The organism is Reyranella sp. (assembly GCF_052439685.1).
Lineage (GTDB): Bacteria > Pseudomonadota > Alphaproteobacteria > Reyranellales > Reyranellaceae > Reyranella.
Map to the genome: position 1 here is coordinate 119378 of NZ_JBQVQG010000006.1, position 23880 is coordinate 143257.

Sequence of the window (23880 nt, forward strand, 5' to 3'; positions counted from 1 at the left end):
GACGGTGGGACTGTGATCAGCTCGCTTTGCGAATCGAAAGTTGCTTGGATTCGATGCGGGCCATCAGATCATGCCAGGATTTGACGAAGGACGAGGCACCCTCGTCCTGCAGACGGGCGGCGAGTGTCGCGATGTCGATTCCCGTCTTGGCGAAGCTGGCAAGAACGGTCTCGCAGTCGCCTCCATCCGATGCAAGTGCTGCACCCACGGTGCCATGATCGCCGAACGCCGTGAGAGTGCCCTCCGGCATGGTATTGACCGTGAAGGGCGCGGCGAGCGCCTTGATGTACAGGTCGTCGGACGCCTTTGGATCCTTGGTCCCGGTGCTGGCCCATAGCAGGCGTTGGGCGCGGCCGCCGCCATTCGCAACGCGCTGAAAGCGCGGCGAGGCCAGCAGCTCGAGATAGGCCTTGTAGGCGCGCTGGGCGACCGCGATCCCCAGCCGGTTGGTGAGCTCGGCCGGCACCTTTCCGCCGACCGCAACATCCCAGCGACTGACGAACAGCGACGCCACCGAGGCGACCGCCGGATTCAGTCCTGCCGCGATGCGCCGCTCGACGCCGCGCAAATAGGCTTCGGCAGCCGCAATGTATTGCTCGCGCGAAAAGAGCAATGTGACGTTGACAGGCACGCCGGCGAAGATCGCGGCCTCGATGGCGGCCAGTCCCTCCGCGGTGCCGGGAATCTTGATGAAGAGGTTGGGTTTGCCGGCGCGCTTGTGAAGATCGAGCGCGGCCGCCAGGGTGCTGTTGGTGTCGTGGGCCAGGAGAGGCGAGACCTCGAGCGAAACCCAGCCATCCACCCCGTCCGTCCGCGCGAAAGTCGGCTGGAACAGCTCGGCGGCGCGGGTCAAATCCGCCAGAGCCAGGGGAAAGAACGCGTCCTCTCCCAATCTGGCCGCGGAGGCCGATCGGGAAATGTCTTCGTCGTACATCGCGCTGTTCTTGATCGCATTGTCGAAGATCGTCGGATTCGACGTGAGTCCCGTCACCGATAGATCGTCGATGTAGCGTTGCAGCGTGCCGTTGTTCAGCAGATCGCGCGTGATGTTGTCGAGCCATAGGCTCTGGCCGAGGTCGTGGAGCTTTTGGGTTGGCTTCATCGTGTCACCTTCAGGCTGGGTGTAACCGGTGTGGCGGCCGTACGCAGACCAACCAGGTCATAGCCGAGCAAATCGCCGATGCGCTCGATCGTTACGTCCGCCGGCGGCAGGGCGCTCACGACTTTCGTGTCGTGCGCATACTGGCCCTGGCGCGGCAATACGGTGGTGACGCGCTCACCCCAGTACTGCTTGGCCGCCACCAGGATTCGCAGCTTGTCATCCACCAGAACGTAATGCTCGGCCGGATATCGCCGCTCGACATCGTCCAGCGCCTCTTCCTTGTGGATGTAGATCAGTACGTTTCCATCCGCGACCTTGGCCAGCCCCGCATGCTCGACCTTGCGAGGCTGAAAGACGACATCGCCATCCGACAGGATCACAGTCAGGCCCAGGCAGCGCAGCCGTTTCAGCACTTCAAGCGCTTGTGGATAGAGGCGGTCAGCGAACGGATAATCCATGAGGAAGGAGGACATCGCCAACAGCTCGACATCGCGTGGATGTTCGACACGGAAACGCTGGAGGGCTCCGATGTAATCGCGATAGCCGAGCTCGGTCATCAGGCCCTCGAGGATCGTCCAATAGCGCTCGCGGGCAGCGAGGCCATAGACCTCCTCAAGGTGGTCCTTCAGATCCTGTTGGATTCCGTCATTGTCGACCAGCGTGTTATCTACGTCGACGAGGAAGACGATCGGATGAGGCCGCATCATTGCAGTAGATACCCTGCGCCGCCCCCTCCCCCTGACGGATCATGCTCCCGTGAGATCACAAAGACAAACTGCTTTCAAGAATCCCCACATCGGGAAATTCGCAGTGATCGCCGCGCCAATGCCGTGAAGGTCACACGTTCACGATCGTTCCTGTCCGCGTCGTAAGCTCTTCATTTAGTCACCGATCGCAAATCAGCCATCTCGACGATGCGACAGTCCAGGGACGCCGGCGGGAGGCCCACCAGGACATGGGCAATCTTGCGGCTGTAGGCGTCTTTGTGAAGACTGCCGACGAGTACAGCAACGTTCAACGGGGTAACCATGGGATTCGACCTCTTGATCTACGCCAGCCTGAACGGGCCAGCGGGCAAGAGGACGAAAAGCCTTTCCGCTTCACCGATCCATTGGACCTTGGTGCCGCCAACACTTGAGTATCAGGATGTCGCGACGTCGATCACGGCTTTCGCGAACGCGCCGGGGGCTTCCTGCGGTAGATTGTGGCCGATCCCGCCGGTAACCAGCCGATGCTGGTATTTGCCCGTAAATCTGCGGGCGTAACTGGTGGGGTCGGGATGCGGCGCCCCGTTGGCATCGCCCTCCAGCGTGATGGTCGGTGTGACGATGGAAGGGAACGACGCGAGCTTACGTTCGAGATCGTCGAAACGCGCTTCGCCTGGCGCCAGGCCGAGTCTCCAGCGGTAGTTGTGAATGGCGATCGCCACTTGATCCGGATTGCCCAAGGCATCAGCAGATCGCCGAAACGTCGCGTCGCTGAATTGCCACTTGGGTGAGGCGAGCTGCCAGATCAATCGCGCAAATTCATGCGTGTACTTGCGATAGCCGGCTTCTCCTCGTTCGGTCACGAAATAGTACTGGTACCACCATTGCAGCTCGGCCTGAGGCGGCAGCGGCGCTCGATTGAGCTCCTGGCTCCCGATGAGATAGCCGCTTACCGAGACGAGCCCGCGGCAACGTTCGGGCCACAGGGCGGCGAGAATACAGGCCGTCCTTGCGCCCCAGTCACAGCCGGCCACGATCGGCCGCTCGAGGCCGAGCGCATTCATGAGCGCAATGGCGTCGGCGGCAAGGGCCGCCTGCTGCCCGTTGCGGGGCGTCGTCTCCGAAAGGAAGCGCGTGGCGCCGTAGCCTCGCAGGTACGGGACGATCACGCGATGGCCGGCGGCTGCGAGGCGTGGCGCCACGTCGACATAGGTGTGGATGTCGTAAGGCCAGCCATGCAGCAGAAGGACGGGCATGCCCGAAGCCGGGCCCGCTTCTGCATAGGCGACCTCGAGATCTCCAGCCCTGATCCGCCGCGGCGGACCGAAGCGGCTGTCGAGGGACGATTGCCCGAAAGCGGAGGGTGTTCCGACTGCAGTGATTGCGGCCGCGCCGATCACTGTCGCAGCGAGCACATGCCGGCGTCGAACGTTCACGGGTTCCATGGCAATTCCCTCCGACGAATGTCGTTAACGACCTCTGGACCGTAGCCACCATGACGATCACGGAGGCCCCGTCACAGCTATGCGAAGGTATAACCCTGACGGGGCCGGCCATGACGGCAGCGATACGGCAGCACCCTTTCAGGGACCCTTCCGTCAGAAATTGATCGACGTCGTGAACCCGAACACGAGTGCATTGAGGTTGGCGCCGGTGCCGCCGGGAGTGATCACGTACTGGATGCTGGGACGCAACAGGACGCCGTTCACTGGCCGAAACGTGCAATGAAGCTCGAAGGGAAACTCGGCGCCCTGTACCGCGACCGGCCCGAGCCCGAGACTGTTCGCCAAGGCCTGCGACGCCGCGATGCGGCTGTTGACGCGGGTCATGCCGACCGCGAAGCCGACATCGTCGTCCGGCCTCGATCGAAACGGGCCAGTATAGACCAGGCCGGCAGCCACCTGACTGTCGGTGGTCGAGCTCCTGTCGCCGGTCACCACGGCATTCAGGAAAACACTGAGCCCCCTTCTCGTCTCTCCTGCGGCCAGCGGCGTCAGTTGCTGGACGATGCTGAGATAGCCGCCTGCCCGCCCTTGCTGGCGGCGAGGCCGCAATCCGGTCAATGCGTAGGGATTGCCGTTGCTATCGCTCACCACGTCGTTCACCGTGGACGTGTCGTACCATGCCCCGATCTTGTAGCTGCCAGGCAACCCGCCGGCGAGGCGCGGCAACCAGGCCAGCTCGATCGGGATGAGCACGCCCGTCGAGCCCTTGAAGAACACGGGCAACAGCGTGTCGTTGGTAGAGGCATACTGCGGATTGACGTCGCACGCGCCGGCCTGCACGTAGCCAAAGCCGTCAATGTTATAGCGCAGCCGCGTCGCCCACTGGCTGACCGGCCAATTGTAGATATAGCCGGGAACGAGGTTGCCGGGCGCAGCGCCACAGAAGGTGAGGTTCTCGAACTCGCACGGGAACGACACGAAATCCTCGCCGAAGGTCATGCGGCCGACCTTCCAGTCGATCCTTCCGTCGAACAGGCGCTGGTTCACCCAGAGCTGCGTCAGCCTCAGCGCCTGACCGCGGCCGTAGATTTCCTGGACCTGCTGGAGCGTACCCATTGTAACGTCGTCGCTGAGGTTACGCCCGGTACGCGCTGTGACCGTGGCCTGGAAGGTCATGCCTTTGAGGCCAGCCAGCCGTTCGAGGTCCCAAGTCGCGCCGGCAAGGTACTGGTCGGCATAGGCGGCCTGCTGCCGGACGCCGCCCGTCGCGTTGAAGGCGAACTCTCCGGTGTATCCGAGCTGCAGATCCAGGCCGCGGTCCTGAAGCCAGACGCGACGCCCGTTCCAGTCGCCGAGAAGCCACGGAACGTCTCGGGTCCTGTCAGGCTCCTGCGGCGACGGCTCGTTGGCCTGAATAACATTCCCACTCACCAGAAGCGCCGCCAGCAGCGCGGCCGAGCCCACATGCTGCCAAAGCGATCCGATACGCAGACTTCGTCTCTGCCGGCGCATTGTGTGGAACCCCCGTCACCTCGCACCGGGACATTCCGGATGATCTCATTGATGGCGGCGGCATCGGGGCCGGGCGATTGAACGAAGGTGTCGCCGATACTTTCGTTCAATGGAGCGCAGGCCATCCGCGCCACATCTGTTTGCAGTCCCCAACGGTGAGCAAAGGAGCTCTGCAGATGTCCCCATCCAACCGAGCGAAAGTCCGCGTGACGCGGAGGAATCCAGCCTACTGGGTCGTCACGCTCGACAACCCGCCCCTGAACATCGTGGGGCCTGCCGAAATGCGGGAACTCATGAAGGTGCTGGAGCAGCTCGAGGCCGATCCGCATGTGAAAGTGGTCGTCTTCGACAGCGTCGTGCCCGGCTTCTTCATGGCCCACTACGACCTCCTCAAGCCGCTCGAGGACTCGACCGGCATGGAGCCCGGACCGACGGGCATGCATCCCGTGCCCGACTTCATGGTGCGCCTCGCCCGGCTCAAGGCGATCTCCATCGTCTCGATTCGCGGCCGTGCAAGCGGGATCGGCAGCGAACTAGCGCTCGCCGCGGATCTGCGCTTCGCCAGTCGCGAGAAGGCGATCCTGTCGCAGTTCGAGGTCGGGGCCGGCTTCGTACCGGGCGGCGGCCCGATGGCGCGGCTGCCGCGCCTGCTCGGCCGCGGCCGCGCGCTGGAAATCCTGATCGGCGCCGACGATTTCGACGGTGCGCTGGCGGAGCGGTACGGCTACGTGAACCGTGCCCTCCCCGATGCCGAGCTGGATGCCTTCGTCGATGCCTTGGCGATGCGTATCGCGGGCTTCGATCACCAGACGATCGCCGAGACCAAGCGGCTGGTCGATGTCGCGAGCCTTCCGCCCGATGCCGAGATGCAGCCGGGCTGGGACGCCTTCATCGCCTCCGTGCAGCGGCCGGCGGCCCAGGCACGCCTCAAGATACTGGTCGAGAAGGGCCTGCAGCAGCCCACCGACGTCGAGCGACAGCTCGGTCGCTTCACGGCGCAGTACCGCGAAGCCGGCGCGGCCAGGTAACGGCCCCGCTCCATTTCATTCCCCCGCCATCAGCCGCTCCGGGCTGATGTCTTTCCCTGGAGATCGACGATGAAGATCCTGATGGTACTGACCTCGCACAACCGGCTGGGAAATACCGGCAAGCCGACCGGCTTCTGGCTCGAGGAATTCACCGCACCCTACTACACGTTCCGCGATGCCGGCGCCGACGTCACCCTGGTGTCGCCCAAGGGCGGGCAACCGCCGATCGATCCCAAGAGCGACGATCCTGCCAACCAGACCGCGTCGATGACACGCTTCAAGCAGGACCCCGCGACGCAGAAGGTCCTGGCGGGCACGTCGCTCCTGAACGATGCCAGGCCGGACGGGTTCGACGCGATCTTCTATCCGGGCGGTCACGGTCCCATGTGGGACCTGGTCGATAACCAGAAGTCGATCAGCCTGATCGAGGCGTTCTACGGGAGCGGCCGGCCCGTCGCCGCAGTGTGCCACGCGCCCGCCGTCCTCCATCGCGCCACGCACAAGGGCGAGCCGCTCGTCAAAGGCCTGCGTGTCACCGGCTTCGCCAACAGCGAAGAGGAGATCGTCGGCCTCACCAAGGTCGTGCCTTTCCTGGTCGAGGACGAGTTGCGACGATTGGGCGGCCTTTACGAGAAGGCGGTCGACTGGGCCGACTTCACTCTTGTCGACGGACACCTGGTAACCGGCCAGAATCCGGCCTCGTCCGGATCTGGCGCGCTAAAGCTCCTGCAACTCCTGAACGCCTGAGATCAGTGCGGGTTGGACGGCCGGCGGCGTACGAGCAGGCTGCCGGTCGCGACCTGCACGGCCTCGCCTGTCTGGTTGCTTGTCGTAAAGCGCACCCTGATCACGCCGTGATCCGGCCGCGACTTGGATTCCCGCACCTCCAGAATCTCGCTCTGAACACTGAGCACGTCGCCGGCACGCACGGGAAGCGGCCAGCGCAGTTCGTCGAATCCCATGCCGATGACACCGCCGGCCGGCCTGAGGCGCCCCTCGACCAGGAGCCGCATCGTGAGCGCGGCCGTGTGCCAGCCACTGGCGGCAAGGCGGCCGAACACCGTGCCGGCGGCGCCCACTTCGCCGAGGTGAAACGGCTGCGGATCGAACTCGGCGGCAAACGACTTGATCCGCTCCCCTTCGACCCTAGCCGTCGCCGAGCTGTAGACCTGGCCGACCTGGTAGTCCTCGAGATAGTGCTCGCTCACCCGGCTCTCCTGAGGACATGATCGAAGATGGCAGCATGCACATGGATCGCCGCGCATGCCTCGAAGCCCAATCCGCCGTCGGGATCGAAGCGGCAGATCGCCCGCATCAAGCCGACCTGGCCTTCGGCGATGAGATCCGAAGATGGCTTGCTGCCCGGCGTATAACTGGTGGCGATGTCGACCACGAGCTGGCGATGCCGGCGCGCCAGCCCCACGGCGGCGGAGATATCGTGTCGCTCGTGCCATTGTCGGCAGAGCGACGGTGTCGGAGCGGCAGGGAGAGCGATGGAGGAAATGTTCATGCCCTACTCCTTCCCGGTGCGGCGTGGATCATCATGCGGGTCGACATAGTCGAGCCCGAGCGGACCGATGGCGCTCACCTGGCTGACGTACTCTCCCGATCTCGCCCAGTGGAAATGAGAGGTGCCGCCGGGCAGGACGATGACACTTCCCGGCGGGTAGGCCCGCAGGCGCGATTCGTCGAAGCGATCGCCGAGGCCGATGTAGAACACGCCGGAGATCACCGTGTAGACCCGATCTTCGGGATGCCGATGCGGCGCGAGCTTCACGCCGCCCGGAACTTTCACGCGAATCGTATAGGGTCCCTCCTTTCCGGGGGTGCCGACGATGACCGCGAGACGCACGGAAGGCGGAAAAGCCGGGAAAGCGCGCCACTCGACCGTCTCAGGCAGAACGGCGAGAAACGCAGATTCTCCTGGTTGATGCGGCCGCGGCGCCTCCCCCTGCTGCTGTGCCTCGGCCTGGGAGGCCGCCATCAAGCTGCTCGCGGCGACGATAAGGGTCGACAGGCCGTGCCGACGATTAGATCGAGGGGTCATGATCATGCCCTCGAGAGATCGATCGGCATCTTGCGCAGGCGCCGGCCCGTCGCGGCGAAGACCGCATTGGCGACGGCCGGCACGACGGCCGAGGTTCCGGGCTCGCCCATGCCTCCCGGCGCTTCGCTGCTCGGCATTATGTGCACCTCGATCGAAGGCGCCTCGTCGATGCGCAGCATCTGGTAGTCGTCGAAGTTCGACTGCTCGACCTTTCCGTCCTTGACGGTGATCTCGCCGTACAGGGCCGCGGTGATGCCGAAATTCACGCCGCTCTCGATCTGCGCGCGGACGGTGTTCGGATTGACGACCATTCCGCAGTCAACCGCCGCCACGACGCGCCGGACTCTCACGGACTTGTCGGCCGCGACATCGATCTCGGCCACCAGCGCCAAATAGCTGCCGAAGACGGATTGCAGGGACACACCCCGGCCCGAGCCGGGCGGCAGGGTCTCGCCCCAACCCGCCTTCTGTGCGGCAACCGCCAGCACCGCCTTGGCACGCGGCGCCTTGTCGAGCAGCGCCATCCGGTACGCTACCGGATCCTGGCGTGCTGCCGCCGCAAGTTCGTCCATGAAGCCTTCGACCACGAAGACGTTGTGCGACGGTCCCACGCTCCGCCAGAAGGCGGTAGGAATGCCGTGCGGCTCGACGCGCAGATACTCGACCCGCTTGTTGGGCAGATCGTAGGCGAGCTTCACGGCCCCATCGACGCTGTCGGGATCAAGCCCGTTGACGAAACCGGGCGGCAGCCAGCGCGCGATGACCGAGGATCCGGCGAAGCGATGGCTCCAGGCGACCGGCCGGCCCTTGTCGTCGAGGCCCGCCGAGAGGCGATCCAGCCAGTAGGGCCGGTACATGTCCTGGCGGATGTCTTCCTCGCGCGTCCACACCACCTTCACGGGCCCGGCCACCTTCATCGCGATCTCGGTCGCACGCGTAACGCCATCGACCTCGAGGCGGCGACCGAAGCCCCCGCCGATCAAGTGCTGATGCAGGACGACCTTCTCGAGCGGCAATCCGGTCACCTTGGCCGCCGCGGCCTGGGCGCGTGCAGCCACCTGGGTTCCCACCCAGACATCGCAGCCGTCCGGCCTGACGTGGACGGTGCAGTTCATCGGCTCCATGGTGGCGTGGGCCAGGAAGGGTACCTCATACACTGCGTCGATCTTCGTCCGTGCCGAGACGAGCGCCGCGTCCGCGTCCCCGACCTGCTCGGCCACCGGCCCGGCGGCGAGCGTCGCCTGTTCGAGCTCGCGCGCGACCTGAGCGTTACTCACCTGCCCGTGCGCACCGTCCTCCCACTGGATTTCGAGCGCGGCCAGGCCCTTGAGCGCGGCCCCCATGTGATCGGCGACGACCGCCACGACATCGTCGAGGCGTACGACCTGGCGCACGCCCTTCACCGCTCTCGCGGCCCGATCGTCGACCCGCTTCAGCCGACCGCCGAACACCGGAGACTGTGCCAAGGTCGCGACCTTCACGCCGGCCGGGCGCGCGTCGATACCGAAGATGGCCGTCCCGTTGACCTTGCCGCCGGCGTCGAGCCTCTTGGCCGGGGTGCCGATGAGCTTGAAGGCCTTCGGGTCTTTCAGGAGAACTTCCTTGGGAACCGGCAGCCGCGCCGCCGCAGCCGCGAGGGCACCATAAGAGGCGCGCCGACCGCTCGCCGCGTGGATGACCTCGCCGGCCTCGGCGCGGCACGTATCGAGCGCGACCTTCCATTGCTCGGCCGCCGCCTTGACCAGCAGCGCGCGCGCGACCGCGCCGGCTTCGCGAAGCGGCTTCCACGACGCCATGATCGAGGTCGATCCGCCGGTTGCCTGCACGCCGGCGAGCAGCGGGTTGCCGTAGGTCTTCTCGTCCGGCGGCGCATGCTCGAGACGAACGCGACCGAGCGGGATCTCGAGTTCCTCCGCCACCAGCATGGAGATCGACGTGTAGGTTCCCTGCCCCATCTCGACATAGGGCATGGTGAGCGTCACCTGCCCGTCCTCGCCGATATGCACGAAGGCGTTTGGCGTGAAGCCTTTGGTGAAGGCCAATGGCGGAACTGCAGCAGCCGGCAGATTCACGCTGAGCAGGAGCCCGGCCGCAGCAGTGGTTGTGACGAGGAAATCGCGTCGAGAAAGCGCGGCCATGTCAGCCTCCCTGGCTCTTGCGGGCAGCGGATTGCGCAGCCTGCTTGATGGCCGCGCGGATGCGCGAATAGGTGCCACAGCGGCAGATGTTGCCCGACATCGCATCATCGATGTCGGCGTCGCTCGGACTAGGATTTCCGGCGAGCAGCGCGGCCGCGGACATGATCTGTCCCGACTGGCAGTACCCGCACTGGACCACCTCGACATCGAGCCACGCCTTCTGCACGCGCGCGCCCGCGTCCGTTGCACCGACCGCTTCGATGGTCGTGATCTCCGCCGTTCCGACGCTGGCAACCGGCGTCACGCAGGAGCGGGTCGCAACGCCATCGACATGTACGGTGCAGGCGCCACAGAGCGCCTTGCCGCACCCGAACTTGGTGCCGGTCATGCCGAGCACGTCCCGCAGCACCCAGAGCAGCGGCGTGTCGTCATCCACGTCTACACTGTGCTTCTTGCCGTTCACCTTGACGCTCAGGTTCATGTTCGCCTCCTGCTGCAGAGGCCGGAACGATGAACCGGAGACCGTCACGGATCGATTGAACGAAGGTATGGTCGATACCTTCGTATGGTTAGTAGACGCGCTTGCTCGGGGGGATGGGGGCCACGTCATTGCTGAGCGGCTTCAGGTGCACCGGCCGGTAGGCCAGCCGCACGCTGCCGTCGGGCCGCAGCCAGGCCAGCGTATGCTTCAGCCAGTTCGCATCGTCCCGTTCGGGGAAATCCTCGCGGGCATGCGCGCCGCGGCTCTCAGCCCGGCCGATCGCCGAGTGCAGGCTGACGAGCCCCTGCGACATCATATTGTCGAGTTCCAGCGCCTCGACGAGATCGGTGTTGAAGATCATGGACCGGTCGGCAAGTCCAAGCTCGCCCTGCAGGGAGCCCAGCACGCCGTTCAATGCGACGGCACCCTCGTCGAGCAACGGACCATCGCGGAACACAGCGCAGTACCTTTGCATGGCCTGCTGCAGGGCGAGGCGGATTGCACCGACCGAGCGCTTGCCCGTCGCCCAGCGCAGCCGGTCGAGGCGATCTATGGCCCGGTCCGTCGCCTGCGCCGGCGGCGCGGCAAGCCGTTCGCCGGGACGGACGCATTCGACGGCGCGATGCGCGGCCGCGCGGCCGAACACCACGATATCGAGCAGCGAGTTCGAACCCAGCCGGTTGGCACCATGGACCGACACGCAGGCCGCCTCGCCGATCGCCATCAGTCCGGGCACGACGGCTTCCGGATCGCCGTCGCGCAGCGTCACCGCCTCGCCGTGTATGTTGGTCGGGACGCCGCCCATGTTGTAGTGGACGGTCGGCAGCACGGGGATCGGCTGGCGCGTGACGTCGACACCCGCGAAGATCTTGGCGGTCTCGCTGATGCCTGGCAGTCGCTGGTGCAGCAGTTCCGACGGCAAATGTTCCAGATGAAGGAGGATGTGATCCTTCTTCGGCCCACAGCCTCGCCCTTCGTTGATCTCGATCGTCATCGCCCGGCAGACGACGTCGCGGCCGGCAAGATCCTTGGCCGTCGGCGCATACCGCTCCATGAACCGCTCGCCCGTCGCATTGGTCAGGTATCCGCCCTCGCCGCGCGCCCCTTCGGTGATCAGGCATCCCGAGCCGTAGATGCCCGTCGGATGGAACTGTGTGAACTCCATGTCCTCGAGCGGCAGGCCGGCGCGCAGCGCCATCGCATTGCCGTCGCCGGTACAGATGTGGGCGGCCGTACAGGAGAAGTAGGCGCGCCCATAGCCGCCGGTCGCCAGTACCGTGCGATGGGCCAAAAAGCGATGCAGGCGGCCATCCGCCAGGTCCCAGGCGAGCATCCCGTGACAGGCACCATCCTCGTCCATCAGGAGGTCGAGCGCGATGTACTCGACGAAGAACTGCGTGCCGTGCTTCAGGCACTGCTGATAGAGTGTATGCAGGATTGCGTGACCGGTCCTGTCGGCCGCCGCGGCCGTGCGCTGGGCCATCCGCTTGCCATACTCCAGCGTCTGGCCGCCGAACGGACGCTGGTAGATCCTGCCATCCTGCGTCCGCGAGAACGGCACGCCGTAATGCTCGAGTTCGACGACCGCCGAGATGGCTTCACGGCACATGTATTCGATGGCGTCCTGATCGCCGAGCCAGTCGGAGCCCTTGACCGTGTCGTACATGTGGAAGCGCCAGTTATCGCCGTCGCCCATGTTCCCCAGAGCGGCCGCCATGCCGCCTTGCGCGGCGACCGTATGGCTACGCGTGGGAAATACCTTGGTCACGCAGGCCGTCTTGAGACCCGAGGAGGCCATGCCCAGCGCGGCCCGGAGGCCGGCACCACCGGCGCCGACGATCAGGACATCGTACTCGTGCTCGACGATTTCGTAGGGGGCGACCATTCACTTGCTCTTCGTTGCCTGATCGCCGCCGCGCCGCCGCCGGAACTCGGCAACCGGCAGGCCGCCCCAACCCCAGTTCTCGAGCGCCACTTCCTCAATGACGACGAAGGTCGCGTCAGGCGGCTTGTTCAGCACCCTGGTGAGCAGCTCTGTCGCGCCTGCGATCAGGGCCGCCTTCTCGGCGGCCGTGACGGATTCCGCACCGGGCCTATTGCCTTCTCTCGTCACCTGGATGAGGACGATCGGCATGGCAATGCTCCTCAGCGGCCGGCGCTCTGGCCACCGTCGACATGCAGGATCTCACCCGTGACGAAGGGCGCTCCCTCCAGATACAGCACGGCGCCGACAATGTCGGAGACGTCGCCCATATGCCCGACCGGATGGAGCGCATCGAGCGCGGCATGGCTCTCCGGCGGATGCATGGGCGTGCGGATGATGCCGGGCGATACGGCGTTCACGCGTATGCCGCGCTGTGCGTATTCGATCGCGAGGGAACGCGTCGCAGCGCTCAGGCCGCCCTTCGACAGCGAGGCCAGCACCGACGGAACATGCGAATCGGCGTGTTCCACCAGGGTCGTGGTGATCTGCACCACGAGGCCACCGCCCTGCTTCTCCATCTGGGCGATCGCGGGCCGGGTAATGCGGAAGAAGCCCGCAACGTTCACGCCCATCACGGCCTGGTAGTCGGCTTCGCTGTAGCGCGTGAACGGCTTAGCGAGAAAAAGGCCGGCGTTGTTGACCAGGGTGTCGATCCGGCCGAACCGCTTCATGCCCTCGGCGATGACCCGTTCGCCGGTGCCGACGTCGGAGATATCGCCCGGCACCGAGAGGACATCCGGATCGCTCGTGGGTCCTATCGAACGTGCTGTCGCGACCACTCGATAGCCGCGCTTCCGATAGGCCTTCACCAGGGCCTCGCCAATTCCCTGGGAGGCTCCCGTGACGACCGCAACCTTCTTTTCCGATTCCATCATTGCTCTCCTTCGCAATGCCAAGGAGATGAAATCGATCGCTGCCCAAGTCGATTGGACCAAGGTGTCGACGACACCTTGGTTCTACGTTCGACCTGAGACGGATGGACTAGTGTACAGCCCGGTCTGGGGGCTTCCGTACCCTGGGCGATGTTCCAGTGTCTCTGTGTCAGGAGGCTGGCGACGCTGAGGCTCGTAAAGCCCCGGAGAAAATCCAACCAAAAGCCGTACTTTATCGCAGGGCGCGCGCGGTTGATAATCAGTGCCTTCAGCATGGATCGTGGACTTGCCAGCGAGTGCGCCGCCCGAGCTCTCCTTCGGACCTTTTCGGCTGCAGCCCGAGCGTCAGCTCCTGCTGCGCGGGACGGAGGAAGTGCGCCTCGGGAGTCGTGCCCTCGAACTCCTGATTGCGCTGACCGAGCGCCCCGGCGAACTCCTGGCAAAGGACGAGCTCCTCGCGCGCGTGTGGCCCCGGATCGTCGTCGAAGAGGGCAATCTTCGTGCCCAGGTAGCGGCTCTTCGCAAGGCACTGAACGACGGTCGGGACAACGCCCGCTACATCATCTCGGTGCCCGGTCGCGGCTATCGCTTCGTGGCCCCCGTCACGCATTCGGCGGCACCGATCGCGCCGGCCATCGAAGTCGTGTCGGTAGCGGCCGAGCGGATGCTGCAGCTCCCCAAGCCGATCGCGCGGGTGATCGGCCGGGCCGGCGTCGTTGCCGAGGTAAGCAAGCGCCTGCAACATCGCAGGCTGCTTACGATTGTCGGTCCCGGGGGAATCGGCAAGACCACGGTCGCGCTGAGCCTCGCCGGCGGAATTGCGGACCTCTATCCCGATGGCATCGTCTTGATCGATCTCGCCCCCGTCTCGAGCTCGATCGTGCTGTCGAGCGTCGTGGCCTCCGCGCTCGGCCTGGCGGTGGTCGCGGACGATCCGATTTCGGAACTGGTCACTTTCCTGCGCGACCGCCGGCTGCTGCTCATCTTCGATAGTTGCGAGCACGTCCTGGGGACGGCCGCGGCACTTGCAGAAGCGATCCTGCGCGGAACCAGCGAGACGCGCGTCCTCGCCACGAGCCGCGAACCGCTGCGAGCCGAAGGCGAGAATGTCCTGAACCTCGATCCGCTGGAAACGCCTCCCGAGACCGCCGCGCTGACCGCCCGCCAGGCGATGGCATTCCCGGCCGTCGAGCTCTTCATCGAACGCGCCTCGTCGAGCGCCGAGACCTTCGAAGTCACCGATGAAACCATACCGATCGTGTCGAACATCTGCCGCAAGCTCGACGGCATGGCGCTCGCCATCGAACTGGCTGCCAGCCGCGTACACACATTCGGCTTGCATGAGCTCGCCACCCAACTGGACGATCGCTTCCGGCTTCTGATGCAGGGCCGGCGCACGGCGCTTCCCCGGCATCGCACGCTGACCGCCGCACTCGACTGGAGTTACCAGTACCTGGACGACACGGAGCAGGCCGTGCTGCAACGGCTCGCCATATTCGTCGGCGGTTTCACACTCGAGGCCGCCCAGGCCATCGCCATCAGGGACAAGGACATGGCCTCGGATATCATCCGTGCCCTGGCCGACCTGGTCGCCAAGTCACTGATCTCGGTGAATTCCAAGGAACGAACGCCGATCTATCGCCTGCTCGATACCACGCGTGCCTATGCGATGGAGAAGCTCGTCGAAAGCGGAGAACTCGCGGCGACGGCCCGTTGCCACGCCGAGCGCTATTGCGTGGTCCTGGTGCGCGCCGGCGGCGATGCCGAGACCATGGAGCTCAGGGACTGGCTCTCGACCTACGCGCGCCAGATCGACAACGTGCGAAGAGCCCTCGACTGGGCCTTCTCGGTCGACGGCGACCCGATGCTGGGCGTGGCGCTTACCGAGGCCGCCCTGCCGCTCTGGATGCACCTGTCGCTGATGAACGAGTGCCGCTCACGCGTCGCCCAGTCGTTGTCGGTGTTGACTTCGCGCGCACAGCGCAATCCCCGCCTGGAACTACAGTTCCAGCATGCGCTAGGTGCCGTGCTCCTCAACATCGAGGCGTCCGGTCCGGAGATCGAGACCGCACTGAACGAAGCGCTGAGGATCGCCGAGGATCTCAACGATACCGACTACAAGCTCCGTGTCCTGTGGTGCCTATGGTGCCTCGCCCACAATTGCGGCGCCTTCCGCGAAGCCTTGGCCCTTGCCAACCGGTTCTGCGAAGTCTCGAAGGAGTCTCGCGATCCTGTCGATCCCCTGACGGGCGAACGCATGCGGGGCTTCACGATCCACTTTCTCGGCGACCAGGGCACGGCCCGCCGGCAGATCGAGTACATGCTCGACAACTACGTGGCACCCGTCCATCGCGCCCATATCATCCGCTTCCAGTTCGACCAGAAGATAACGGCCCGCAATTTTCTGGTCTCGATCCTGTGGCTGCAAGGCTACGCCAGCCAGGCGCTGGCTATGAACGCGACGAATGTCGAGGAGGCCCAGGCCTTCGACCACACGATGACGCTGTGCAATTCGCTGACCAAAGGCGCCTGCCTGCTGTCGTTGCTGGCAAGCGACCTGCACGGCGCCCAGCAGTATATCGACCTGCTGCTAAAGCGCTCGGCGCGCGATGGCCTGCCGATCTGGCACGCCTGGGGCAAGTGCTTCCAGGGAATCCTGCACATCAAGCAGGGCAATGTCGCCGACGGGCTCGACTTGCTGAAGGCGACCCTCGCTGGTTTGCCCGAGAACCGCTTCTCACTCCGGCACACCTGGGTGTTCGCCGAGTATGCCGACGGTTTGCGTATCGCAGGCCGAATCGACGAAGGCCTCGATGTGATCGAGAAGGCTCTCGGCATGTGCCGGCGGGATGAGGAATACTGGTGCATCCCCGAGGTCCTGCGGATCAAGGGTGAACTTCTCCAGGCCAAAGGCGGTCCAACTGAGGACCGCACCGCCCAGGAACTGTTCCTGGAATCGCTCGACTGGGCCCGTCGACAGGAAGCCCTATCGTGGGAGTTGCGGACGGCTCTCAGCCTATGCCGTCGGTACCATCGCGACGGACTTCGGCGCGAGGCTCGTGTGCTTCTCTCGCCGATCTACGGCCGGTTCATCGAGGGATTCGAAACGTCCGACCTGCGCCAGGCCAAGGCGCTGATCGAGGAACTCGCGGTGGGCGACGCCGACTGAGCCTGTTTCATGCGGCCCTGCCCCGTGTACGGCTCGAGCTTAAGCCTGCCAGCGCTGTTCACGAGAGCCACCAGGGTTCGGACGTTCATCTTGCGCATCACCTTGCCGCGATGCGCCTTCACCGTGATTTCACTGATCCCCAGCTCGCCACCGATCTGCTTGTTCAAGAGGCCCGTCACGACCAGCGACATGACCTGACGTTCGCGCTGGCTGAGCAAAGCGTAGCGGCCTCGCAGCGCCTTTTCCTCCCTGTGCTGCACCAGCAGGTCCTTGCTCCGTTCCAGCGCCAGCTCGACCGACGCGATCAGCGCGTCCTGGCGGAGGGGCTTGGCCAGGACGTCGACGGCGCCTGCCCGCATGGCTTGAACCGTGCCCAGGACGTCCGCGTGACCGGTAACGCAGATGACCGGCGTTTCTGCACGCTCGTCAGCGAGATGCTGCGGCATGGCCAGCTCGTAGAGCACGAGGCAACTTGGCACGCTGCATTCCGGCTCCGAGAGCAGGGCTTCGGCAGAGGCAATCTCCCGAACCCGCCAGCCCATGTCGTCGAGCGTGGCGGCCATGCCCCGGCAGGCAGAGGGGTCCTCTGCGACGATGAAGACGATGCACGGCGCGACGGACCGGATACTGCCTGCCATGGCCGACGGGCGGCCCGCACTGGGCGCCGGATAGGACGAGGGTCGCATGATGGATTCTCCTGGGTTACGCAGCACCGTCTCTCGGCCATCCCGAACCCCCGATAACCACGACGGGCCGGGACTTTGGCTCTTGCACGGTGTCTGCGCAGCCTGCGACTCCCGAGGCCGAACAGCGAATTAATCGTCGTCAAAAGTTGTTAAATCGAGCAGCCCCCTCCGCCGCAATACCATTGTGCAATAGCCCGCCACTCGTCTCCGCCGCATCTTCTGGCCACCAACACCACAACGGGAGCGGGCCATGAAGAAGCTGCTGGCGCTGACCTTGTCGATCACCGCGGTCGGGCTGCTCGCCTTTGAAGGCCGCAGCCCCATCGCACAGGACACAGGGGCACAGAAATACAGCCTGCAGGTTCCCGATGGTCTGCGTTTCGACGAGTTCAAGGGATACGAGGACTGGCAGGTCATCTCGGTCAGCCAGGTCGATGACCTGCTCAAGGTCGTCGTTGGCGACCGCGCCATGATCGACGCCTACCGGGCGGGTGCGCCGGCCAATGGCCGCGCTTTTCCCGATGGTGCCCGGATGGCGAAGATCATGTGGAAGTCGGTCCGGAACCCGGACTCTCCCACCCCGGCGCAGGTCGCGGGAGCGCTCCAATTCATCGACTTCATGGTTAAGGACAGCCGGCGCTTCGCCGCGACGGCGGGCTGGGGCTACGCCCAGTTCAACTACGAGACCGCCTCCGGCTCCTTCCAGCCCGACGGGCGTGGCACGGATTGCGGCGCTGCCTGCCACAAGCTCGTGGAGGCCAAGGACTCCGTGTTCACGGCGTACGGCCGGCGCTGAAGGTTCGGCCATGACCAAGCACCGACTCTCGCGGCGTGCCCTTCTCGGCAACGCATCGATCGGCCTGTCGATTGTGGTCGCGGGCGTCGACCGCCCTGGCCTCGCGTTCCAGAAACTCAGCCAGGCCGATGCCCGTTACCAAGGCACGGCCAAGGGCAGTCAGAATTGCGTGAGCTGCCTTCACTTCCAGCCGCCGCACGGTTGCAGGTTCGTGCAGGGCGAGATCAGCCCTGATGGCTGGTGCCAACTCTTCACCAGGAAAGCCGGAGCATGACCCAGGAAACCGCCAATGCCTATCCATCGGCATCGACCGCAGTGCTGCTCGTCGATCCCTACAACGACTTCCTGTCGGAGGGCGGCAAGTACTGGCCCATGGCCCAGAAGGTGGCTGAGGAAGTGCAGCTGCTCGATCATCTGCGCGCCGTCGTTGCCGCGGCCCGGAAGGCCGGCATCAGGATTTTCTTCGTGCCGCATCGCCGGTGGCAGCTTGGCGACTATGAAGGGTTTCGTCACCCCACGCACACGCAGCTCCGCACGGCCAAGCGCCAGGGCTTTGCCAAGGGGACCTGGGGCGGAACGTTCCACGACGATTTCCAGATCCAGCCCGGCGACATCCTGATCAAGGAGCACTGGAACTCGAGCGGCTTCGCCAACACCGACCTCGACTACATGCTGAAGCAGTTCGCCATCGAGCGCATCGTGGTGATCGGCATGATCGCCAATACCTGCGTCGAATGCACCGGCCGCTTCGGCACCGAGCTCGGCTACCACGTCACCTTGGTGCGCGATGCGACCGCGGCCTACAGCCGGGAAGCCATGGACGCGGCCCATGCGATCAACGGCCCGAGCTTTGCCCACGCGATCCTGACGACCGACGAGCTCGTCGCTGCCTTCGGTCACGCCTAGTGGACGCGCCACGATCGTCCCCAAAGGCAGCGGCCGTCATGAGGTTCGATCCATGAGCACAGCGTATCGCACCCGGCAGATCGGCGACGTCGAGATCTTCTATCGGGAAGCCGGCCCTCCCGACGGCCCGGTTGTCGTCCTGCTTCACGGATTTCCGACGGCAAGCCACATGTTCCGCGATCTGATTCCCATTTTGGCGCGCGACTATCGCGTCATCGCGCCCGACCTGCCCGGCTTCGGCAACACTTCGGCGCCTCCGCGTGGCCAGTTCGACTACACGTTCGACAATCTGGCCGGCGTGATCGATCGCTTCCTGGAGGCGTTGCAGCTCGATCGCTACGCCCTGTACATCTTCGACTATGGCGCACCGGTCGGCCTGCGGGTCGCGTCAAAGCACCCCGAACGCGTGACGGCCCTCATCAGCCAAAACGGCAACGCCTACCTCGAAGGGTTCGGCAACTCGTGGGGCCTCTGGCAGGCTTACTGGCGCGAGCCAACCGCTGCGCATCGTGAAGCCTGCCGCGTGTCCCTGAGCCCGGACATGATCCGGAACTGGCAGTACTTCGACGGTTCCGACCGGACGGGCGTATCTCCCGACGGTTACACGCTCGATATCGCCTACATGGCCCGTCCCGGCCGGTCGGAGATCCAGCTCGACCTGATCCTCGACTATCGCAGCAACGTGGCACTCTATCCGGCCTTCCAGGCCTATCTCCGCGAGCATCGGCCGCCTCTGCTGGCGGTGTGGGGCCGCAACGACGCACACTTCATACCGGCGGGGGCGCTCGCCTTTCGCACCGACCTGCCCGACGCCGAGATCCACTTCGTCGATGCCGGCCACTTTGCGCTGGACACGCATGCGGCGAAAATCGGCGCACTGATGCTCGGATTCCTCGGGTGCACGCTGGCGCACCGCCGACGTTGAGGGCCGACCAGGAGGACGCGCTTCGCCCCTTCCCTCTTCTCACACCAAGTAAGGAGCCGGTCCATACCTTCGCATAATGGATCACGCTCCGGCGATGCCCCAGTCTTCAGGGGGCGGGACGTGACCGGCTCGATCACCAGCCTTCAAGGAGCATCCGATGACCCAGTCCACCACGAAGACCGTCTACACGGCGAAGGTCCACACCGTCGGCGGCCGCGAAAAGGGCGAGACGCGCAGCAGCGACGGTCGCCTCGACATCAGGCTCTCGGTGCCGGGGGGTCCCGGTACCGGGACCAACCCCGAGCAGCTTATGGCCGCCGGTTGGTCCGCCTGTTTCGAGGGCGCCATCATGCTCGTGGCCCGCGAGAAGAAGGTGCGGATCGAGCATCTCGCGATCGACGCCGAGATCGACCTCAACCTGGGGAGCGACGGCTATTCGCTAGGCGCGCGCCTCAACGTCAGCCTGCCGGACATCGATCGCAAGCTTGCGCAGGAGTTGGTGGATGGCGCCCACGAGGTCTGCCCGTACTCGAAGGCATTGAAGGGCAAAATCGGCATCGCCACGATGATCGTCTAGCTCTACAGCATCGACCATTCAGGAGGCTATCGATGACCGAGGCTGAAAGACTCCGGACCGAGATTCGCGACCGAGAGAGGACGCTGCAGGCGCTGAAGCAGCGGCGCGATCATATCTCCGGCCGGGACGAGCCCGCTGCCACTGGCGAAACGCCCGCCGAAACGATGGATCGCAAGCTCGATTCCGCCCTGTCCGACAGCTTCCCCGGAAGCGACGCGGTTTCGTTCCTGCAGCCCACGCCAGACAAGCCGACCGGCTTGCGCTAATCCATGCGCCCCGTCTTCCCCATGGTCGCGCTGTGGGCCGCCCTGTCTTGCCTCTCCGCAGGCCACGCCAGCGCCGATGAGCCGGGAAGGGGTTGGCAGCTCGAGCGCGACGTCGATTCGCCGACCTATGCCTTCATCGAACCCGCGATCACCGACCTCGACGTCGACGTCATGGTGTTGTCGTGCGAGCCGACCGAGCGGAAAGGCGGCTTGCAGCTAAGACTCTATCCTCCGGAACCCGGCCCTTTCCGGTCGGCGCAGTCGAGTCCCGTCGAGCTGGCCCCCGATGTCGTGATCGACATCGACGGAAGGCGGTATGCCGCTCGCCTCCTTTTTGCCGATGACTTCGTGGTGGTGGCGAACGCCGCCGACGGGCCGGTGCCGGTCCTGTCGGCGTCGCTTGTCACCTCTTTGCAGAACGGGAGGCACTTCACGATGAGGCTGCATAGGTTGGAGACCTCTCCCTCCTCCAGCGCGACGCCGGCGTTCGAGATCACCGCCGACCTCCGGGCGGGCATCGGCGGCACGGCCATCGCCGTGCTGCGTCGATGCGGTACGCCGAACGACACCCTGGCTTCCGGCCCGGCCAGAGCACGTTGAGCGGAGAAACGGTTCTCGCCCGCAGGCGACCGGTCGCCCCCCTGTCACTCGGCCACTGCTTTCCCGAGGGAGAGCTCGACGACAGTTCGCCGCAGAAGACCCTGGGCCAGCAACCTTGCCATGCGCGCCTGCGCGCCGGGACGGGCGACCGACTGGAAGAAGGCCGCCAGGGCCGGCGGAAAGACTGCATCTGGCGGCAGCGTCGCAAGGTCGAGCAGCGACTTGGCGTGGATGATCGCAGGCTTCTCGAAGCCGGCCAGGCATTGGGCGAGGCCATCGACGAACGCGGACAGCTCAGCATCGGGCAGGGCACGATTGACGTACCCGTAGCGCTCCGCGACCGCGTCCGAAAAATCATCCGCGCCCAGCACGACTTCCATCGCGCGCCCGCGCCCCATCAGGCCGGCGAGCCGTACCATGGGATTGCCGCCAGGGACGGCGCCGCCGCGGACCTCGAACTGGCCGAGGATCGCGCGCTCGAGGCTGGAGAAGCGCATGTCGCAGGCCAGTGCAAACTCGCTGCCCGCCCCCCGAGCGCGCCCCCGGATCTCGGCGATCGAGACGGCGGGACCCGGGAGATCCGGACGAGGACATCGAGCCAGGGATGGAGACCTGACGGACCCGGTGTCGCTCTATGCGATTGTGAGCACCATTCGCCTCTTCGGCGGACCAGGAGCCCTGCGGCAAGCTGAGAAAGTCATGTCGCAGATCGGCGCGGCTTACTTTGCACCGAACAAGGATGTCCACCTGTTTGCCGAGATTGCTCCTGCCGGCGAGCTCGACCCTCTCTTCGCTTTCAGCGCGGCCTGCCGGGACGAACTCCAGGTCCACGGCAAGAGATACCCACGGGGACGGCCCGGGATGAGAGGCTGATTCACGATGATGCCCGAAAGTGCGGCCCAAACGCCGCACCACGAGTCGGTCTTGGCTGAATCAAGCGGCGGCCTTGGTGTCCTCGACCGGGTGGATCGCGCGCAGGCCGATCTGCACGCGGTTCCAGACGTTGATCGCGCCGATCAGCACCGTGAGATAGGCAATCTCGGTCTCGTTGAAGTGCTGCTTGAGCTGCTCGTAGTCTTCGTCAGGCGCTCCGGAGTCCGCGACCCGCGTCAGCGTTTCGGTCCAGTTGAGCGCGGCGCGCTCCCGGGCAGTGAACAGGGGCGATTCCCGCCAGGCGCTCAGCAGGTGAAGACGGATGTCCGTCTCGCCCTGCTTCAGGGCATCCTTCACATGCATGTAGACGCAGAAGCCGCAGCCATTGATCTGCGACGCACGCAGCCTCACGAGCTCGAGCAGGCCGTGCTCGAGGCCGCTCTTGCCGATGGCAGTTTCCACGGCGACCATGCCCTTGATGGCATCGGGTGCGACCTGGAAGATGTTCATGCGGGGTTCCATCAGACTTCTCCTTGCAGTTGGTTGAGACGAACGGCGGGGGCGGTACGGCCTTCGTAAATGGCCCAGTACGTCAGGGCCGCACCGATGAGCGCTGGGAGAGAAACGGCGGGAAAATCCCGCGCAAGCGCCGACGGACCGCAGATACCGACGGCGACTTCCCAAAAGTGGAACAGGGCATGTCCGGAGAGCCAGAGCGTCGGCGTCGCCCAGAGGATGACGCGATGCCTGGGCGCGAAGGCTCCGACCAAGAACGCCGTCCCGACGAACAGGAAGATCAGCCCTATATCGCGGACGAAATGCTGGTTGAACGGCCCCGTTGTCGTCACGCCCGGGACCGCCAGATACCAGGCCTCCGGCGACCAGAGCATGAAGACTCCGTTCGCCTCTGCGGCGACACCGAGAACGGCTGCAACGCCGAGACAGGTTATCTTCAGCATCATTCGACTCCTCGTCACTTGTTCGGCGGTGGCGGAACGTGGGTCAGCCACCAGTCGAACGAGATACTGCCGAGCTGCGCCTTCGGGCCGGGCATGAGCGAGCGATCGTCGACCCTCACGCCGAAATAGAGCGCTTCAGGGTCCACGACGATGCGGCGGGGATCCTTGTCGAACGCGAGGACGCGACCGACCAGTTCGTCGATCGGGAACGGCTTGGGCCCGGCGATCTCGATCGTGCTATTGAGGGGCGCCGCCAGAGCGGCCTCGGCCACGGCGCCTGCGACATCCTGGGCGGCCATGGGCTGGAACAGGGCATGCGGCAGCCGCACCTCGCGACCGCTGCTCCCGGAGTGCGCGATGCTGCGCAGGAATTCGAAGAATTGGGTCGCATGAAGCAGCGTGTAGGGGATGGGAGAGGCCTTGATCTGGCTTTCCTGCGCCTGCTTGGCGCGGAAGTAGCCACTGGCCTGCAGACGGTCGGTCCCGACGACGGAAAGCGCTACGTGATGCAAGACGCCGGCCCTCACTTCGGCCGCCGTCAGGTTCTTTCCAGCGGTCCGGAAGAAGTCCATCGCCGCCTTGTCCTCGAAGGATGGGGAGTTCGCGACGTCGATCACCACCTGCGCACCGGCAAGCGCCGAATCCAGGCCTTCCCCCGTGATCGTATTCACACCCGTGTTCGGGGAGGCGGCAATCGTCTCGTGTCCCCTGGCCTTCAGGATGTCGACGACCTTCGAACCGATGAGGCCGGTTCCCCCTATGACGACGATCTTCATGGTGATTCTCCTTCGATGTGTTGATGCGTTT

At 65.1% G+C, this 23880-nt stretch carries 27 protein-coding genes; 10 read left to right on the plus strand and 17 right to left on the minus strand.

Features of this window, described 5'->3' with window-relative positions:
• Positions 1-16 precede the first annotated feature (16 nt).
• The 4 genes from tal to ACT6UX_RS10520 all read right to left on the minus strand — a co-directional run bounded on the left by tal (position 17) and on the right by ACT6UX_RS10520 (position 4685).
• Complete coding sequence (gene tal / locus ACT6UX_RS10505) at positions 17-1102, minus strand: transaldolase (RefSeq protein WP_444775097.1); 1086 nt, start codon at positions 1100-1102, stop codon at positions 17-19.
• On the minus strand, positions 1099-1809 hold the full coding sequence (locus ACT6UX_RS10510) for an HAD family hydrolase (protein WP_444775098.1): 711 nt from the start codon (positions 1807-1809) through the stop codon (positions 1099-1101). Before ACT6UX_RS10510 ends, tal begins: the two co-directional genes overlap by 4 nt.
• Before the next feature lie 434 nt (positions 1810-2243).
• Complete coding sequence (locus tag ACT6UX_RS10515; RefSeq protein ID WP_444775099.1) at positions 2244-3254, minus strand: alpha/beta fold hydrolase; 1011 nt, start codon at positions 3252-3254, stop codon at positions 2244-2246.
• 153 nt (positions 3255-3407) lie between these two features.
• Positions 3408-4685, minus strand: a complete 1278-nt coding sequence (locus ACT6UX_RS10520; protein ID WP_444775100.1) for a carbohydrate porin — start codon at positions 4683-4685, stop codon at positions 3408-3410.
• 257 nt (positions 4686-4942) lie between these two features.
• Here ACT6UX_RS10520 and ACT6UX_RS10525 point away from each other — a divergent pair, with 257 nt between their 5' ends.
• Complete coding sequence (locus ACT6UX_RS10525) at positions 4943-5794, plus strand: enoyl-CoA hydratase/isomerase family protein (RefSeq protein ID WP_444775101.1); 852 nt, start codon at positions 4943-4945, stop codon at positions 5792-5794.
• A 69-nt stretch (positions 5795-5863) separates the two neighbouring features.
• The gene (locus ACT6UX_RS10530; RefSeq protein WP_444775102.1) at positions 5864-6541 is read left to right on the plus strand and encodes a type 1 glutamine amidotransferase domain-containing protein; all 678 of its coding nucleotides are present in this window, start codon (positions 5864-5866) and stop codon (positions 6539-6541) included.
• 2 nt (positions 6542-6543) lie between these two features.
• Here ACT6UX_RS10530 and ACT6UX_RS10535 read toward each other — a convergent pair whose 3' ends face one another.
• The 8 genes from ACT6UX_RS10535 to ACT6UX_RS10570 all read right to left on the minus strand — a co-directional run bounded on the left by ACT6UX_RS10535 (position 6544) and on the right by ACT6UX_RS10570 (position 13316).
• Positions 6544-7002 (minus strand): MaoC family dehydratase, encoded by a 459-nt coding sequence (locus ACT6UX_RS10535; RefSeq protein ID WP_444775103.1) that lies wholly within the window; start codon positions 7000-7002, stop codon positions 6544-6546.
• Complete coding sequence (locus tag ACT6UX_RS10540; RefSeq protein WP_444775104.1) at positions 6999-7304, minus strand: sigma factor; 306 nt, start codon at positions 7302-7304, stop codon at positions 6999-7001. Before ACT6UX_RS10540 ends, ACT6UX_RS10535 begins: the two co-directional genes overlap by 4 nt.
• A 3-nt stretch (positions 7305-7307) precedes the next feature.
• Entirely contained in the window at positions 7308-7841 is a 534-nt protein-coding gene (locus tag ACT6UX_RS10545) for a cupin domain-containing protein (RefSeq protein ID WP_444775105.1), read from the minus strand.
• A gap of 2 nt (positions 7842-7843) precedes the next feature.
• Positions 7844-9979, minus strand: coding sequence for a molybdopterin cofactor-binding domain-containing protein (locus ACT6UX_RS10550; protein WP_444775106.1), 2136 nt, complete (start codon positions 9977-9979; stop codon positions 7844-7846).
• A gap of 1 nt (position 9980) precedes the next feature.
• Positions 9981-10460: a (2Fe-2S)-binding protein gene (locus ACT6UX_RS10555; protein ID WP_444775107.1), complete on the minus strand. Its 480-nt coding sequence runs from the start codon at positions 10458-10460 to the stop codon at positions 9981-9983.
• Positions 10461-10548: 88 nt separating this feature from the next.
• Complete coding sequence (gene sdhA, locus ACT6UX_RS10560; RefSeq protein WP_444775108.1) at positions 10549-12345, minus strand: succinate dehydrogenase flavoprotein subunit; 1797 nt, start codon at positions 12343-12345, stop codon at positions 10549-10551.
• Positions 12346-12594 carry a tautomerase family protein gene (locus ACT6UX_RS10565; protein ID WP_444775109.1) on the minus strand — a complete coding sequence of 83 codons (249 nt, stop codon included), beginning with the start codon at positions 12592-12594 and terminating at the stop codon, positions 12346-12348.
• A gap of 11 nt (positions 12595-12605) precedes the next feature.
• Entirely contained in the window at positions 12606-13316 is a 711-nt protein-coding gene (locus ACT6UX_RS10570) for an SDR family NAD(P)-dependent oxidoreductase (RefSeq protein WP_444775110.1), read from the minus strand.
• A 280-nt stretch (positions 13317-13596) separates the two neighbouring features.
• Here ACT6UX_RS10570 and ACT6UX_RS10575 point away from each other — a divergent pair, with 280 nt between their 5' ends.
• Positions 13597-16485, plus strand: coding sequence for an ATP-binding protein (locus tag ACT6UX_RS10575; RefSeq protein WP_444775111.1), 2889 nt, complete (start codon positions 13597-13599; stop codon positions 16483-16485).
• On the opposite strand, the gene ACT6UX_RS10580 is transcribed toward ACT6UX_RS10575, so the two are convergent.
• Positions 16395-17171 (minus strand): response regulator transcription factor, encoded by a 777-nt coding sequence (locus ACT6UX_RS10580; RefSeq protein ID WP_444775112.1) that lies wholly within the window; start codon positions 17169-17171, stop codon positions 16395-16397. The two genes, ACT6UX_RS10575 and ACT6UX_RS10580, sit on opposite strands and share 91 nt — an antisense overlap.
• Before the next feature lie 250 nt (positions 17172-17421).
• On the opposite strand from ACT6UX_RS10580, the gene ACT6UX_RS10585 reads away from it, so the two are divergent.
• The 7 genes from ACT6UX_RS10585 (at position 17422) to ACT6UX_RS10615 (ending at position 21241) form a co-directional block, all read left to right on the plus strand.
• The gene (locus ACT6UX_RS10585; protein WP_444775113.1) at positions 17422-17967 is read left to right on the plus strand and encodes a cytochrome P460 family protein; all 546 of its coding nucleotides are present in this window, start codon (positions 17422-17424) and stop codon (positions 17965-17967) included.
• 10 nt (positions 17968-17977) lie between these two features.
• Entirely contained in the window at positions 17978-18241 is a 264-nt protein-coding gene (locus tag ACT6UX_RS10590; RefSeq protein WP_444775114.1) for a high-potential iron-sulfur protein, read from the plus strand.
• A complete protein-coding gene (locus tag ACT6UX_RS10595; protein ID WP_444775115.1) occupies positions 18238-18873 on the plus strand; it encodes a cysteine hydrolase family protein in 636 nt (211 codons plus the stop codon). The genes ACT6UX_RS10590 and ACT6UX_RS10595 overlap by 4 nt, the downstream gene beginning before the upstream one ends.
• Positions 18874-18925: 52 nt before the next feature.
• Positions 18926-19798 carry an alpha/beta fold hydrolase gene (locus ACT6UX_RS10600; RefSeq protein WP_444775116.1) on the plus strand — a complete coding sequence of 291 codons (873 nt, stop codon included), beginning with the start codon at positions 18926-18928 and terminating at the stop codon, positions 19796-19798.
• 157 nt (positions 19799-19955) lie between these two features.
• A complete protein-coding gene (locus ACT6UX_RS10605) occupies positions 19956-20375 on the plus strand; it encodes an organic hydroperoxide resistance protein (protein ID WP_444775117.1) in 420 nt (139 codons plus the stop codon).
• Positions 20376-20407: 32 nt separating this feature from the next.
• Entirely contained in the window at positions 20408-20641 is a 234-nt protein-coding gene (locus tag ACT6UX_RS10610; protein WP_444775118.1) for a hypothetical protein, read from the plus strand.
• 3 nt (positions 20642-20644) lie between these two features.
• On the plus strand, positions 20645-21241 hold the full coding sequence (locus ACT6UX_RS10615; protein ID WP_444775119.1) for a hypothetical protein: 597 nt from the start codon (positions 20645-20647) through the stop codon (positions 21239-21241).
• 44 nt (positions 21242-21285) lie between these two features.
• Here the strand turns inward: ACT6UX_RS10615 and ACT6UX_RS10620 are convergent, their stop codons facing one another.
• The 4 genes from ACT6UX_RS10620 to ACT6UX_RS10635 form a co-directional block, all read right to left on the minus strand.
• Positions 21286-21843: an enoyl-CoA hydratase/isomerase family protein gene (locus tag ACT6UX_RS10620; RefSeq protein ID WP_444775235.1), complete on the minus strand. Its 558-nt coding sequence runs from the start codon at positions 21841-21843 to the stop codon at positions 21286-21288.
• A 331-nt stretch (positions 21844-22174) separates the two neighbouring features.
• Positions 22175-22636: a carboxymuconolactone decarboxylase family protein gene (locus tag ACT6UX_RS10625; RefSeq protein ID WP_444775120.1), complete on the minus strand. Its 462-nt coding sequence runs from the start codon at positions 22634-22636 to the stop codon at positions 22175-22177.
• Complete coding sequence (locus tag ACT6UX_RS10630; RefSeq protein WP_444775121.1) at positions 22636-23073, minus strand: hypothetical protein; 438 nt, start codon at positions 23071-23073, stop codon at positions 22636-22638. Before ACT6UX_RS10630 ends, ACT6UX_RS10625 begins: the two co-directional genes overlap by 1 nt.
• 14 nt (positions 23074-23087) lie before the next feature.
• Positions 23088-23849 (minus strand): SDR family oxidoreductase, encoded by a 762-nt coding sequence (locus tag ACT6UX_RS10635; RefSeq protein WP_444775122.1) that lies wholly within the window; start codon positions 23847-23849, stop codon positions 23088-23090.
• Positions 23850-23880 lie beyond the last annotated feature (31 nt).

What these genes read in the sequence shown, in the direction of transcription:
- tal (WP_444775097.1), bottom strand. Translation starts at nt 1,102, where the DNA reads ATGAAGCCAACCCAAAAGCTCCACGACCTCGGCCAGAGCCTATGGCTC.
- ACT6UX_RS10510 (WP_444775098.1), bottom strand. Translation starts at nt 1,809, where the DNA reads ATGATGCGGCCTCATCCGATCGTCTTCCTCGTCGACGTAGATAACACG.
- ACT6UX_RS10515 (WP_444775099.1), bottom strand. Translation starts at nt 3,254, where the DNA reads ATGGAACCCGTGAACGTTCGACGCCGGCATGTGCTCGCTGCGACAGTG.
- ACT6UX_RS10525 (WP_444775101.1), top strand. Translation starts at nt 4,943, where the DNA reads ATGTCCCCATCCAACCGAGCGAAAGTCCGCGTGACGCGGAGGAATCCA.
- ACT6UX_RS10530 (WP_444775102.1), top strand. Translation starts at nt 5,864, where the DNA reads ATGAAGATCCTGATGGTACTGACCTCGCACAACCGGCTGGGAAATACC.
- ACT6UX_RS10540 (WP_444775104.1), bottom strand. Translation starts at nt 7,304, where the DNA reads ATGAACATTTCCTCCATCGCTCTCCCTGCCGCTCCGACACCGTCGCTC.
- ACT6UX_RS10545 (WP_444775105.1), bottom strand. Translation starts at nt 7,841, where the DNA reads ATGACCCCTCGATCTAATCGTCGGCACGGCCTGTCGACCCTTATCGTC.
- ACT6UX_RS10550 (WP_444775106.1), bottom strand. Translation starts at nt 9,979, where the DNA reads ATGGCCGCGCTTTCTCGACGCGATTTCCTCGTCACAACCACTGCTGCG.
- ACT6UX_RS10555 (WP_444775107.1), bottom strand. Translation starts at nt 10,460, where the DNA reads ATGAACCTGAGCGTCAAGGTGAACGGCAAGAAGCACAGTGTAGACGTG.
- sdhA (WP_444775108.1), bottom strand. Translation starts at nt 12,345, where the DNA reads ATGGTCGCCCCCTACGAAATCGTCGAGCACGAGTACGATGTCCTGATC.
- ACT6UX_RS10565 (WP_444775109.1), bottom strand. Translation starts at nt 12,594, where the DNA reads ATGCCGATCGTCCTCATCCAGGTGACGAGAGAAGGCAATAGGCCCGGT.
- ACT6UX_RS10570 (WP_444775110.1), bottom strand. Translation starts at nt 13,316, where the DNA reads ATGGAATCGGAAAAGAAGGTTGCGGTCGTCACGGGAGCCTCCCAGGGA.
- ACT6UX_RS10580 (WP_444775112.1), bottom strand. Translation starts at nt 17,171, where the DNA reads ATGCGACCCTCGTCCTATCCGGCGCCCAGTGCGGGCCGCCCGTCGGCC.
- ACT6UX_RS10585 (WP_444775113.1), top strand. Translation starts at nt 17,422, where the DNA reads ATGAAGAAGCTGCTGGCGCTGACCTTGTCGATCACCGCGGTCGGGCTG.
- ACT6UX_RS10590 (WP_444775114.1), top strand. Translation starts at nt 17,978, where the DNA reads ATGACCAAGCACCGACTCTCGCGGCGTGCCCTTCTCGGCAACGCATCG.
- ACT6UX_RS10595 (WP_444775115.1), top strand. Translation starts at nt 18,238, where the DNA reads ATGACCCAGGAAACCGCCAATGCCTATCCATCGGCATCGACCGCAGTG.
- ACT6UX_RS10600 (WP_444775116.1), top strand. Translation starts at nt 18,926, where the DNA reads ATGAGCACAGCGTATCGCACCCGGCAGATCGGCGACGTCGAGATCTTC.
- ACT6UX_RS10605 (WP_444775117.1), top strand. Translation starts at nt 19,956, where the DNA reads ATGACCCAGTCCACCACGAAGACCGTCTACACGGCGAAGGTCCACACC.
- ACT6UX_RS10610 (WP_444775118.1), top strand. Translation starts at nt 20,408, where the DNA reads ATGACCGAGGCTGAAAGACTCCGGACCGAGATTCGCGACCGAGAGAGG.
- ACT6UX_RS10615 (WP_444775119.1), top strand. Translation starts at nt 20,645, where the DNA reads ATGCGCCCCGTCTTCCCCATGGTCGCGCTGTGGGCCGCCCTGTCTTGC.
- ACT6UX_RS10625 (WP_444775120.1), bottom strand. Translation starts at nt 22,636, where the DNA reads ATGGAACCCCGCATGAACATCTTCCAGGTCGCACCCGATGCCATCAAG.
- ACT6UX_RS10630 (WP_444775121.1), bottom strand. Translation starts at nt 23,073, where the DNA reads ATGCTGAAGATAACCTGTCTCGGCGTTGCAGCCGTTCTCGGTGTCGCC.
- ACT6UX_RS10635 (WP_444775122.1), bottom strand. Translation starts at nt 23,849, where the DNA reads ATGAAGATCGTCGTCATAGGGGGAACCGGCCTCATCGGTTCGAAGGTC.